General features: G+C 71.5%; 12 protein-coding genes and 1 riboswitch. Of the genes, 4 read left to right on the forward strand and 8 right to left on the reverse strand.

Annotated elements, in window-relative coordinates; all coding sequences use genetic code 11:
* Window positions 1-213: 213 nt before the first annotated feature.
* The 4 genes from AC068B_RS08500 to trpS form a co-directional block, all read right to left on the reverse strand.
* Window positions 214-627, reverse strand: coding sequence for a hypothetical protein (locus AC068B_RS08500; RefSeq protein WP_478669920.1), 414 nt, complete (start codon window positions 625-627; stop codon window positions 214-216).
* Window positions 566-1,012: a hypothetical protein gene (locus AC068B_RS08505; RefSeq protein ID WP_478669922.1), complete on the reverse strand. Its 447-nt coding sequence runs from the start codon at window positions 1,010-1,012 to the stop codon at window positions 566-568. Before AC068B_RS08505 ends, AC068B_RS08500 begins: the two co-directional genes overlap by 62 nt.
* A gap of 33 nt (window positions 1,013-1,045) precedes the next feature.
* A complete protein-coding gene (locus AC068B_RS08510; RefSeq protein WP_306335543.1) occupies window positions 1,046-1,627 on the reverse strand; it encodes a 2'-5' RNA ligase family protein in 582 nt (193 codons plus the stop codon).
* Between the two features lie 86 nt (window positions 1,628-1,713).
* Window positions 1,714-2,727: a tryptophan--tRNA ligase gene (trpS, locus tag AC068B_RS08515; RefSeq protein WP_478669924.1), complete on the reverse strand. Its 1,014-nt coding sequence runs from the start codon at window positions 2,725-2,727 to the stop codon at window positions 1,714-1,716.
* A 189-nt stretch (window positions 2,728-2,916) separates the two neighbouring features.
* Here trpS and AC068B_RS08520 point away from each other — a divergent pair, with 189 nt between their 5' ends.
* Window positions 2,917-3,678, forward strand: coding sequence for a hypothetical protein (locus AC068B_RS08520; protein ID WP_478669925.1), 762 nt, complete (start codon window positions 2,917-2,919; stop codon window positions 3,676-3,678).
* Window positions 3,679-3,750: 72 nt separating this feature from the next.
* On the opposite strand, the gene AC068B_RS08525 is transcribed toward AC068B_RS08520, so the two are convergent.
* On the reverse strand, window positions 3,751-5,049 hold the full coding sequence (locus AC068B_RS08525) for a serine hydroxymethyltransferase (RefSeq protein ID WP_478669928.1): 1,299 nt from the start codon (window positions 5,047-5,049) through the stop codon (window positions 3,751-3,753).
* Between the two features lie 40 nt (window positions 5,050-5,089).
* Window positions 5,090-5,180, reverse strand: a riboswitch (ZMP/ZTP riboswitch).
* A gap of 234 nt (window positions 5,181-5,414) precedes the next feature.
* Between AC068B_RS08525 and rocD the strand changes: the two genes are divergently transcribed.
* Complete coding sequence (rocD, locus tag AC068B_RS08530; protein WP_478670305.1) at window positions 5,415-6,596, forward strand: ornithine--oxo-acid transaminase; 1,182 nt, start codon at window positions 5,415-5,417, stop codon at window positions 6,594-6,596.
* 157 nt (window positions 6,597-6,753) lie between these two features.
* Complete coding sequence (locus AC068B_RS08535) at window positions 6,754-8,022, forward strand: serine hydrolase domain-containing protein (RefSeq protein ID WP_478669929.1); 1,269 nt, start codon at window positions 6,754-6,756, stop codon at window positions 8,020-8,022.
* 148 nt (window positions 8,023-8,170) lie between these two features.
* On the opposite strand, the gene AC068B_RS08540 is transcribed toward AC068B_RS08535, so the two are convergent.
* Window positions 8,171-9,361, reverse strand: coding sequence for a glutathionylspermidine synthase family protein (locus AC068B_RS08540; RefSeq protein ID WP_478669931.1), 1,191 nt, complete (start codon window positions 9,359-9,361; stop codon window positions 8,171-8,173).
* 59 nt (window positions 9,362-9,420) lie between these two features.
* Entirely contained in the window at window positions 9,421-9,720 is a 300-nt protein-coding gene (locus tag AC068B_RS08545; RefSeq protein ID WP_356252358.1) for a hypothetical protein, read from the reverse strand.
* A gap of 236 nt (window positions 9,721-9,956) precedes the next feature.
* Between AC068B_RS08545 and AC068B_RS08550 the strand changes: the two genes are divergently transcribed.
* Window positions 9,957-10,796, forward strand: a complete 840-nt coding sequence (locus AC068B_RS08550) for a DMT family protein (protein ID WP_478670308.1) — start codon at window positions 9,957-9,959, stop codon at window positions 10,794-10,796.
* Between the two features lie 171 nt (window positions 10,797-10,967).
* Here the strand turns inward: AC068B_RS08550 and pdxR are convergent, their stop codons facing one another.
* Window positions 10,968-12,404, reverse strand: a complete 1,437-nt coding sequence (gene pdxR, locus AC068B_RS08555) for a MocR-like pyridoxine biosynthesis transcription factor PdxR (protein WP_478669933.1) — start codon at window positions 12,402-12,404, stop codon at window positions 10,968-10,970.
* Window positions 12,405-12,420 lie beyond the last annotated feature (16 nt).

Consider the following 12,420-nt stretch of genomic DNA (forward strand, 5'->3'; position numbering starts at 1 on the left):
GGAGCCCCAGGAGCTCTTGGGCGGCTCGAACGTGGCGATCGTGGGCATGGTCAGCGGGTTGCCGCTCTGCATCACGTAGACCTTGCCCACGCCGACGAACTTCCTCGTGCCAGGCACCGGCACGATGGGGTCGAGCCAGAGCTGCTGCTTGCCCTTGGCCGTGACCTCATGCGTGACGATGCCCCTGGAGAGGCACTTGTCCCGGTCGGCGCCCTACTGCTCGTTCCAGCGGGAGCCGTCCCAGCGCAACAGGACGTGCTCGGTGGACGGCCCCTTCTCGACCTCTCCGTGGTTGAAGGCGTGCGATCCGAACGCCCACACCTCCTTAGGAGAGACCGCCTCCACGCCGTCCAGAGAGGCACTCGGCTCGGGCGGGACGGGCTCGGGGAACCGGTAGGCGGGCGTCGGCGTGGTCGTCCAGGACTCGCCGTCCCAGTGCATCGCGGCGGGCTGGTCGAGCTCGCCGCCGTCACCGCCCGCTCCGGGGCCGCTCGTCCGGGACCCGACCGCCCACACGTCGTCCGGAGTGATGACCTCGACGTCCGTGAGCTGCCCGGCGGGGGCGTCACCTTCCGGGGTGCCGTCCAGGGGCTTCCACCGAGTGCCGTCCCAGAGGGCGTACCGCAAGGGTCACCGGAGCCTCTCCGGGCCTGTCCACGGTGCTGAGGCGGATGCCCGCCGACCCCAGGGAGTCGATCCGGAAGAGGTGCGGGGCGCCCTCGACCGGCATCGGCTCACGCGTCCACTTCTTGCCGTCGAAGTGCAGCAGGTGCGCCTTCGCGAGCCGCCCGTCGCTGACGTCGTCGCTGCCGAGGGCCCAGATGTCGTCCGGCCCCATGGCGGCCCCGTCGATCAGCTCGCCGGACACGTCGTCGATGCGCTCGAACGCCCAGGAGAGCCCGGCCGCGCGGGACTTGCCTGGTCTGTCGTCGGCGTCCGCGCCGGACTTCTGCGTCCCGCAGCCGACCGCCAGAAGAGCGAGTACGGCGACGGCCGCCACTGCGTTGCGCATGGTCCCCCGGCGCGATCGGCCGGGGCACCCCGGTCAGCGAGCGGGCAGCGTACCCCGGGCCGCCGGAGCCGGGGCCTGAGGGGGCACCACGGTGCCGCCGAAGGCGAAGTCGCGCAGCTTGCGCCAGACGCCGTCGGAGCCCTGCTCATACAGGGCGAAACCGGTGCAGGGCCACTCGGCCTCGTACTCCGAGAGCTCCTCGTAGGCACGGTCCATGGCCTCTTCGGAGATGCCGTGCGCCACCGTGACGTGCGGGTGGTACGGGAACTGCAGTTCACGCGCCATCGGCCCGGACGCGTCCCGCACCCGCTCCTGCAACCAGGAGCAGGCCGACCCGCCCGCCATCACCTGCACGAAGACGACAGGGGACAGCGGACGGAAAGTACCCGTCCCGGAGAGGCGCATCGGGAACGGGCGACCGGCGGCCGCGACCGAGATGAGATGCGCCTCAACCGCGGGCAGCGCCGATGCGTCCACCTCAGTGGGCGGCAACAGGGTCACGTGCGTGGGGATGCCGTGCGCCGCGGGGTCCCCGAAGCCCGCGCGCCGCTCCTGGAGCAGGCTGCCGTGAGGCTCCGGGACCGCGATCGAAACGCCGATCGTTACGGTCCCCACGTCATACTCCTGTCGTCGTGTCGATGGGCAGGGGCGCAGCCCGGTGGGCAGCGCGGTGCAGCTGTTGTTGTGCTCGGAGCGGTGACTCAGTGCTTGGCGGGCAGGAAGCCCACCTTGTCGTACGCGTGCGCGAGGGTCTCGGCGGCGACGGCACGGGCCTTCTCCGCGCCCTTGGCCAGGATCGAGTCGAGCGTCTCCGGGTCGTCCAGGTACTGCTGCGTGCGGTCCCGGAAGGGGGTCACGAACTCGACCATGACCTCGGCGAGGTCGGTCTTCAGCGCACCGTAGCCCTTGCCGACGTACTTCTGCTCCAGTTCGGCGATACCGGTGCCGGTGAGGGTGGAGTAGACGCTGAGGAGGTTGCTGACGCCCGGCTTCTCCGCCACGTCGTAGCGGATCTCCGTGCCGGTGTCGGTGACGGCGCTCTTGACCTTCTTGGCGGTGGCCTTGGGCTCGTCGAGGAGGTTGATCAGGCCCTTCGGGGTGGACGCCGACTTGCTCATCTTGATCGACGGGTCCTGAAGGTCGTAGATCTTCGCCGTCTCTTTGAGGATGTACGCCGACGGCACGGTGAACGTCTCGCCGAAGCGGCCGTTGAAGCGCTCGGCGAGGTCACGGGTGAGCTCGATGTGCTGACGCTGGTCCTCGCCGACCGGGACCTCGTTGGCCTGGTAGAGCAGGATGTCCGCGACCTGCAGGACCGGGTACGTGAAGAGGCCGACGGACGCGCGGTCGGCACCCTGCTTGGCGGACTTGTCCTTGAACTGCGTCATGCGGGAGGCCTCGCCGAAGCCGGTGAGGCAGTTCATCACCCAGGCGAGCTGGGCGTGCTCGGGCACGTGGCTCTGGACGAAGAGCGTGCAGCGCTCCGGGTCGAGGCCCGCGGCGAGCAGCTGGGCGGCGGCGAGCCTGGTGTTGGCGCGCAGTTCGGCGGGGTCCTGCGGGATCGTGATCGCGTGCAGGTCCACCACCATGTAGAAGGCGTCGTGGGACTCCTGCAGCGCCACCCACTGGCGGACCGCGCCGAGGTAATTGCCGAGGTGGAACGAGCCGGCGGTGGGCTGGATTCCGGAGAGCACACGAGGTCGTTCAGAGGCCATGGGGCCCATTCTCTCAGGTGACTCTCATAGCTCGGAAACAGGTGTGTGACGGGTGGGAACCGATCGTCGCCGATGAGACGAGGAACACAGGTGCGTTCGGCGGTCCGGCAGCGGTCGGTCCCCCGGTCCGCTGAGAAAGGCCGCTTCGCATCGGGTCGGCCGGACCGGGAACCTGGGAGCCTGCGGAACATGCGAATGGCCAGGGGACTGTGCGGGGCAGCGGCGGGGCTGGGCGTCGCGGCGGCGTTGATGGTGCTCACGGCACCGCAGGCGGCGGCCGGTGGACCGACGAGCGTGCTGCTGGTGTCGCCGGAGAGCACGGAGAGCGCGTCGCTGTACTACAGCGACAAGGAGTACGCCGAACTGGAGAGGTGGCTCGCGCCCTCCTCCTCCGGCAGGAAGCCGGGTGAGGAGCCGCCGGGGCTCGACGTGGACCGAGGCAGCCGTCAGATCAATGTCACGTGGATGGCGCACGACGTAATGCCGTGGCGGGTCGACCGGGTCTATGCGCCGCTGTCCGGCAAGAAGCTGTCCGGCAAGAAGAAGGACGCGGACGTCTGGGTGCACAGGTCGACGGAGATCGAGTCGTTGAACGGCGACTGGCACCGGGCCAAGGAGCCCCAGCGGGTGCTGTCGCTGTTCAAGGAGCTCGGGCTCCTGGGCAAGGCGTCGGACCGGGGCAGCCCCGGGATCTCGCCGCAGTCGCAGGTGGCGCCGGAGCCCTCCGGCGCCGGGACGAGCGGGGACGGGGACGCGCCGCTGGCGGCCGTGGGGGGCACCGGGCCGGGAGGTGGGGACACGGACTGGTGGTGGGCGATACCGGGCGCGGGCGTCGGCGCGGTGGCCGCGCTGCTGCTGCGCGGCCCGGTGGCCGAGCGCTGGGCGGCGGTGTCGGCGTGGCGGCGGCGACCGGACGAGCCGGAGCCCCGGCAGGAGCTGCGGGACCTGTGAGCGGCGGGGGCGACGGGCCACCGCCCCGCCCGGGCGGTGCCGGGCGGGAGGGGCGGCCGGTCCTGCGCCGGGTCAGGCGACCGGCAGGCCCGGGGCCGGGTGCGCGGCCATCAGGTCGGCGACCTCGGACCTGATCTTCGTCAGGGCGTCCTCGTTCCCGGTGCGGGCGGCGGCGACACCGCGGTCGATCCATTCGGCGACGGTCGCCATGTGCTCGGTGCGGAGTCCGCGGGAGGTCAGGGAGGGGGTGCCGATGCGGATGCCCGAGGGGTCGAAGGGCTTCCTCGGGTCGAACGGGACGGTGTTGTGGTTGACGACGATCCCGGCCCGGTCGAGGGCCTTCGCGGCGATCTTTCCGGGGACGTCCTTGGGGGTGAGGTCCATCAGGATCAGGTGGTTGTCGGTGCCGCCGGAGACCAGGTCGAAGCCGCGGGCGAGCAGAGCGTCGGCGAGGGCCTTGGCGTTGTCGACGATCGCGTGGGCGTAGTCGCGGAAGGAGGTGCGGGACGCCTCGTGGAGGGCGACGGCGATGGCCGCGGTGGTCTGGTTGTGCGGGCCGCCCTGCAGGCCGGGGAAGACCGCCTTGTCGATGGCCTTGGCGTGTTCCTCGCGGGACATGAGCATCGCGCCGCGCGGGCCGCGCAGGGTCTTGTGGGTGGTCGTGGAGATCACGTCGGCGTGCGGCACCGGTGAGGGGTGGGCGCCGCCCGCGATCAGACCGGCGATGTGCGCGATGTCGGCCACCAGGACGGCTCCGGCCTCGCGGGCGATCTCGGCGAAGGCGGCGAAGTCGATGGTGCGAGGGAGGGCGGTGCCGCCGCAGAAGATCAGCTTGGGGCGTTCCTTGAGGGCGAGGTCACGGACCTCGTCGAGGTCGATGCGGCCGTTCGTCTCGGGGTCCGTGGTCCGGCGCACGCCGTACTGCACGCCGCGGAACCACTTGCCGGTGGCGGAGACGCCCCAGCCGTGGGTGAGGTGGCCGCCCATCGGCAGGGCCATGCCCATCACGGTGTCGCCGGGCTCGGCGAAGGCGAGGTAGACGGCGAGGTTGGCCGGGGAGCCGGAGTAGGGCTGGACGTTGGCGTGCTCGACGCCGAAGACGGCCTTGGCGCGGGCGATGGCCAGGCGCTCGACGGGGTCGATGTTCTGCTGGCCCTCGTAGTAGCGGCGGCCGGGATAGCCCTCGCTGTACTTGTTCTGCAGGACGGTGCCCGAGGCCTCGAGGACCGCGGTGGAGACGTAGTTCTCGCTGGGGATCAGCCGCAGGGTGTCGGCCTGGAGCTGCTCCTCGGCGTCGACGAGGGCGGCGAGTTCGGGGTCCTCGGCGGCGAGGGCGGGATGGTTCCGAGGGGAAGGGGAAGGGAGAGTCATGGCGTCCTCCGGGGCGAGCGGTCAGTGTCCGGTCGTGGTCCCGGGGTGCCCAGGCGGGCGGCACCTCGAAGGTCGTGCCTCGCACGGCTTCACCGGGGTCCGTTCCCCGTGCGCCAGTCACCGTGCTGTCAGGGCCACCCTAGCTGGCACGCCGATCCGGCAGGTTTCTTCGTTCGCGATGCGAGCGACGATAGGAATTGGGCGCCACACCCGCCCCCAGCCGCAGGACGATCGGAGACCCCGTGTCGAGTACGCCAGCTCCCTTTACGCCGTCGTCGCCGTCATCGCCGTCATCTTCTTCCACCTCCTCCTCGCCGTCGTCGTCGGCCGCCGCGTCCGGTGGCCGTTCGACCGGCGAGCGGCTCATCGCCTCGGCCGAGGCGCACAGCGCGCACAACTACCACCCGCTGCCCATCGTGGTCGCCTCGGCCGACGGGGCCTGGATGACCGACGTCGAGGGTCGCCGCTACCTCGACATGCTCGCCGGGTACTCCGCGCTCAACTTCGGGCACGGCAACCGCCGTCTGATCGATGCCGCGAAGGCTCAGCTGGACCGGGTGACGCTGACCTCGCGGGCCTTTCACCACGACCGGTTCGCCGAGTTCTGTACGCGCCTGGCCGAGCTCTGCGGCAAGGAGATGGTGCTGCCCATGAACACCGGCGCGGAGGCCGTCGAGACGGCCGTGAAGACCGCGCGGAAGTGGGGGTACCAGGTCAAGGGAGTGCCGGACGGCCGGGCGAAGATCGTGGTCGCGGCCGGGAACTTCCACGGCAGAACGACGACCGTCATCAGCTTCTCCACGGACGAGGAGGCGCGGGCGGACTTCGGGCCGTACACGCCGGGCTTCGAGATCGTGCCGTACGGCGACCTGGAGGCGTTGCGGGCAGCGGTCACCGACGACACCGTGGCCGTGCTGATCGAGCCGATCCAGGGCGAGGCCGGGGTGCTCGTGCCCCCGGCCGGATATCTGCCCAGGGTGCGGGAGTTGACCCGTGAGCGCGGGGTGCTCTTCATCGCGGACGAGATCCAGTCGGGCCTGGGCAGGACGGGACGTACGTTCGCGTGTGAGCACGAGGGCGTGGTGCCGGACGTGTATCTGCTGGGCAAGGCGCTCGGCGGCGGGGTCGTGCCGGTGTCGGCGGTGGTGGCCGATGCCGATGTGCTCGGGGTGTTCAAGCCGGGTGAGCACGGGTCGACGTTCGGCGGCAACCCGCTGGCCTGCGCGGTGGGGTTGGAGGTCGTCGACATGCTGTCGACGGGCGAGTTCCAGCAGCGGGCCACGGAGCTGGGCGAGCATCTGCACGCCGAGCTGGGGCTGTTGGCCGGTGCGGGGACGGTGACCGAGGTGCGGGGGCGCGGGCTGTGGGCGGGCGTCGACATCGCTCCGTCGTACGGCACGGGACGGGAGATCTCGGAGAAGTTGATGGAGAAGGGGGTGCTGGTCAAGGACACGCACGGGTCGACGATCCGTATCGCTCCCCCGCTGGTGATCAGCAAGGAGGATCTGGACTGGGGGCTCGCTCAGCTGCGGGCCGTGCTGAGCTGAGCCGAGCCAGCCGCGAGGGCGCTGCGGCCCGGGGCGAGTGCGGGGGTTAGCCCCACCTGGAGTGGGCGGTTGGCAGGATCGTCCCGGGCGGCCGCATCCGGAAATGTTGGGACCGGCGCGAAGGCGCCGGTTCCCACATATCCATAGGAGTTGGCCAGTGCGTGAGCAGGCAAGGCAGAAGTTCCGTTCCTCCGGGCGGCAGCGGGGTGGCTCGCGCAAGGTGGCGTCGGCCGCGGCGGCGACCGCGGTGGCCATGGGCGTCATGACGGCGGGTGTCCTGGCGGCGCCCTTGGCGTCTGCGGCGTCCGCTGCGTCGGCGGCATCCGCGACATCCGCGACATCCGCGACATCCGCGGAGTCTTCAGCGGGGCGGGCGGCTCCGGCGAGTCCGGTGCACGGCGGGGCGGGGGTCGTCCAGCAGGGGCTGGACGAGCTGGTGCGTGCCGATGGGCTGCCTGCCGCGCTAGCGAGCGTCAAGGGGAAGAAGGGGCCCACTCGTACGTACACGGCAGGGGTCGGTGATCTGGCTACCGGGGCCGCGGTGCCCAGGGACGGTCAGGTGCGGATCGGCAGCAACACCAAGACGTTCACCGCGGTGGTCGTGCTGCAGCTGGTCGCCGAGGGGAAGATCCGTCTGGACGACTCGGTCGACACGTATCTGCCGGGCGTCGTGCGCGGGGACGGGATCGACGGACGGAAGATCAAGGTCCGCCAGCTCCTGCAGCAGACGAGCGGGCTGCCCAACTACACCAAGCACGACCTGCAGCCCCGTTACTACGAACCGCGCGAGCTGCTCGACATCGCGCTCCAGGACAAGGGGGACTTCGAGCCCGGGAAGGACTGGGCATACAGCAACACGAACTATGTCCTGGCCGGTCTGATCGTCCAGGAGGTCACCGAGCACTCCGTCGCCGAGGAGATCGACCGGCGGATCATCAAGCGGCTGGGGCTGCGCCACACCTACTTCCCCGCGCCCAGGGACGCGACCATCCGCGGACCCCACCCCAAGGGCTACTACCAGGAGGCGCCGGGCGGACCTCCGCAGGACATCACGGAGCTGGACCCCTCCTGGGCCTGGGCGGCAGGCCAGTTGATCTCCACCAACACCGACCTCAACCGGTTCTTCTCCGCCCTGCTCTCGCCCGGCCGACTCCTCCCGGCGGCCCAGCTCGCCCAGATGCGCACCACGGTCCCCGCCGACTACTTCGGCAAGGGCGCCCGGTACGGCCTGGGGATCGTGAGCAGGCCCCTGTCCTGCGGCGGCGTCTACTGGGGGCACGGCGGCAGTTACCCGGGATACGAGACGCGGGGCGGGGCCACGGACGACGGCCGCGCCGCCAACGTGGCGGTGACCATGCAGCCGACCGACAAGGCGGTCATGACGCACGTGGAAGGCGTTGTGGATGCGGCCCTGTGCCGTCGTTGACGGCACCCTGCGCACCGAGCAGACCGTCGTCGAGGCATCGAGCGGGTGCCGGAGGCGTTCCTCGGGGTGCTGCGCGGGGTGAACACCGGGAAGATGCTGGTCCGCATCGCCGCCGACACCGCCACGACCGCCACGACCACCACGTCCTTCACAGAATGACGTGCGGGACGAACCTCGCGTACTCGTCCGTGATCAGCCCCGCGGACTCCCGGATACCGAGTCCCGCGGCCTCGTCCTCCACCACCCACGCGCCGAGCACGACCCGATTGCCGTCGAATTCCGGCAGCGGCGCCAACTCCTGGTAGCAGAAGCCCTCCGCAGCGGGGGCGGGGGCGGGGGCGGAACCCGGTTCGTGCACCGTCACTCCCGCGCCCTCGCGCCCGAGCAGCGGCTTGGCGACGTATCCGCGTTCCGATGCGAGCTCGCGCGGGCCGTCGAGGTAGGCGGGGAGGAGGTTCGGATGGCCCGGGTACAGCTCCCAGAGGATCGCCAGGAGCGCCTTGTTGGAGAGGAGCATCTTCCAGGCGGGCTCGATCCACAGCGTCGAGCCCGTGCCGCCGCCGTTGTCCAGGGTCTCCAGGACGTGCGGCGCGAAGCGGTCCGTGGTCAGCCACTCCCACGGATAGAGCTTGAAGCAACTGCGCATGAAGCGGAGCTTCTTGTCGACGAACCGGTGCGAGAGGCGGTCCCAGCCGATGTCCTCCATGGAGATCGACTCCGCGGCGATGCCCGCCTGTTCGGCCGTCTCGCGCAGGTAGGCGACCGTCATCAGGTCCTCGCCGAGCTCGTCTGCGGCCGAGTGCGCGAAGTACAGCGGGCCGCCGGGCGGCAGCAGTGCGGCCTGCTTCTTCCATGCGTCGACGAGACGTTCGTGGAGGGAGTTCCACTGGTCGGCGCCGGGGAAGCGCTCCTCCATCCAGAACCACTGCGGGCTCGCGGCCTCGACCAGGGAGGTGGGGGTGTCGGCGTTGTACTCCAGCATCTTGGCCGGGCCCGTGCCGTCGTAACGCAGGTCGAAGCGGCCGTAGAGGGAGGGGAGTTCGGCGCGGCGGTGCCAGGCCTCGGTGACGACGGAGGCGACTCCCGGGTCCGTGATGCCGAGGTCGCCGAGGCGGTCGTGCTCGACGATGTGCGCGGCGGCGGCCAGGCACATCGCGTGCAGCTCCTCGACGACCTCCTCCAGCGCCTCGACCTCGGGGAGCGAGAAGACGTAGTAGGCGCTCTCGTCCCAGTAGGGGCGCAGGGTGTCGTCGGGGTAGCGCGTGAGGGGGTAGATGAGCCCCTGGTCCTCGACGGTCTGCTGCCAGCCGGGGCGGGGGTCTATGGTGCGGCGTTCCATGGCGTACGTGTCTTGTCCGGTCCTGAAGTCCTGAAGCCCTGGGTTCCTGGGTCGTCCGCTCAGCCGCCGCCGCTGCCGCTGCCCGAGCAGCCGAAGCCGTCCCGGTCGACGGCCTCGCTGCGGCTGAACGTGCCGTCGTCGGCGTAGCGGCCGTCGACGTCGGAGTCGTAGTACCAGGTGGGGTCGGTGCGGCCCGATGACTTGCCGGTGCCGGTGCCGAGCCTTTTACCCGAACCCGACTTGCAGTTCTTGTCGCCGACGATCTTGTACCCGAGGAACGTGTCGTAGCTGTCCCGGTCCACGCAGCGCCGGTCCGGGTCCGAGCCGCAGGAGGTCAGGGCCGCGGCGAGCACGCCCATGCCGCCGAGTACGACGGTGCTGGAGCGCAGCCGTCGCGTCTGCTTCTTCGTCACGCGATCCCCCGTTGCCTTACTTCGTGCGTCATACGCTTGATCCGTAGCTTGCGAGCTTGCTCTGTACATGCTCAGCGATCAGCGTAGGTAAGCTCACGCGGGCCGTGCCAGCCCCCTCCACCGGATGCCCCATGAGTCTCCTTTGACTCACCTTCCTCTACAGTCACTTCGTGTCTCTTGGGATGATTTGCGCACTCGGCTCAGCGGTCTGCTTCGGCATGGCCTCGGTACTCCAGGCGGTCGCCACGCGCGCCACCACGCCCGGCACCGGCTCCGGCGTCGACCCGGCGCTGCTGCTGCGCGCGCTGCGCCAGTGGCGTTACGTCGCCGGGCTCGCCCTCGACGGACTCGGCTTCCTGCTGCAGATCGTGGCGCTGCGCTCCGTCCCGATCTACGCGGTGGGAGCGGCGCTCGCCGCCAGCCTCGCCGTCACGGCGGTGGTCGCGGCCCGGCTGCTGCGGGTGCGGCTGAGCGGCGTGGAGTGGGGCGCGGTGGGCGTCGTCTGTGCGGGGCTCGCGATGCTGGGCCTCGCGTCCGGCGACGAGGGCGACCGCACCGGCTCGACGACGCTGCGGTACGTGATGCTCGGCATCGCCGTCGCCGTGCTGCTCCTCGGCGCCGTGGCGGGGCGGCTGCCCGACCGGGGGCGGGCGCTGGCGCTCGGCCTCGGCGCGGGGTGCGGATTCGGGGTGGTCGAGGTGACCGTGCGCCTGATCGACGACGTGTCGCCGGGCGCGCTGCTGGCCAATCCGGCGACGTACGCGCTGCTGGTGGGCGGCGGCGCGGCGTTCCTGCTGCTCACCTCGGCGCTGCAGCGCGGTTCGGTGACGACGGCCACGGCGGGCATGGTGATCGGCGAGACGATCGGCCCCGCCCTGGTGGGCGTGGTCTGGCTGGGCGACCGTACGCGGGAGGGTCTGGGCTGGCTGGCGATCCTCGGGTTCGCGGTGGCGGTCGCGGGGGCGTTGGCGCTGGCGCGGTTCGGGGAGGCGCCGGACGCGTCGCTGGAGCGGCAGGGGTAGTACTGCCCGGCCTTGGACGGCCACGCCCGGCATCGAACTCGCCGGACAGCAACCGCACGCCCACCTTCGCCCCGACTCGGGGCTCCGCCCCGGACCCCGCTCCTCAATCGCCGGAGGGGCTGGATTTTCCCGCCGCAACGCCTCCGCGGAGTTCACTGAAGTTCCCGATCTTCACGGCAACACCCGGCACAACGCCCCCAACGCCCCCGCCCACGCGTGCTCCGCCGGTGTCCCGTACCCCACCACCAGCGCGTCCTCCCTCGGTGTCACCGCGAGCGGGTGGCGGTAGCCGCTGAGGCCGTGGACCGCGAGGCGTTCCCAGTTGGCGGCCTGGACGATGGACTGCTGGGTGCCCGGCGGCAGTTCGATGACCGCGTGCAGCCCGGCCGCGATGCCGGTGGCACGCACTTCGGGGGCCCGCTCCGCCAACGCCTCCACCAACTGGTCGCGGCGGCGCCGGTACCGCAGCCGTGCGCCCCGTACATGGCGGTCGTACGCCCCCGACGTGAGGAACTCCGCAAGCGTCAGCTGGTCGAGCGCGCCGCAGGACGCGCCCGCCGCCTCCTTCTCGGCGAGGACCTCGTCGCGCAGGCCGGACGGCAGGACCATCCAGCCCAGGCGCAGGCCGGGGGCGAGGGACTTGCTCGCCGTGCCGAGGTAGATCACGCGCTCGGGGTCGAGGCCCTGGAGCGCGCCGACCGGCTGGCGGTCGTAGCGGAACTCCCCGTCGTAGTCGTCCTCGATGATCACCCCACCCTCGCGCCGCGCCCAGTCGACGGCCGCGGCGCGCCGGTCGGGGTGGAGCGGCACGCCCATCGGGAACTGGTGCGCGGGGGTGAGAAGGACTGCCTTCGCTGAGCCAGAGCCAGAGCCGGAGCCGGAGCTCAACCCGGAGCTCAACCCGGAGACGTCCGTGCCGAGTTCGTCGAAAGCGAGAGGCACCGTGCGCAGGCCCGCGTGGTGCAGCAGGTTCCAGTGGAGGTCGAGGCCGTACGACTCGACGGTCACCTCCCGCCCGCCGCGCGCCCGCAGCACCCGGCCGATGATCGCGAGCGCGTGCACGAACCCGGCGGTGACGACGATGCGGTCGGGGTCCGCGTGCACGCCCCGCGCCCGTGCGAGGTACCCGGCGAGGGCGGTGCGCAGCTCGACGCGGCCGCGCGGGTCCGCGTACCCGAGCGCGGCGTGGGGAGCCGCGGCCAGCGCGCGCCGGGCCGCCTTGAGCCACTCCGCGCGCGGGAAGGTCGCGAGGTCCGGCGACCCGGGGGTGAGGTCGTACGTCGGCGCCCCGCCCGTCCTGCGGGGCGGCGCGGGCCGCGCGGGCGGCGTGACGACGCGCTCCGCGACGCGGGTGCCCGAGCCCTGGCGGGCGGTGAGCCAGCCCTCGGCGACCAGATCGGCGTACGCGTCGGCGACCGTGTTCCGCGCGATGCCGAGGTCGACGGCGAGGGAGCGGGACGACGGCAGCCGGGTGCCGGGGGCGAGGCGGCCGCCGCGCACGGCCTCCCGCAGGGCGTCCGTCAGGCCTCTGCGGACGCCGTTGCGGGACGCGTCGCCGCCGGTCTCCAGATGAAGGTCGACGCCCAGAGTGGCCCACGTTTCTCCCATGGAAATGGACCATACC

This window comes from Streptomyces sp. NPDC042371, from assembly GCF_056437465.1.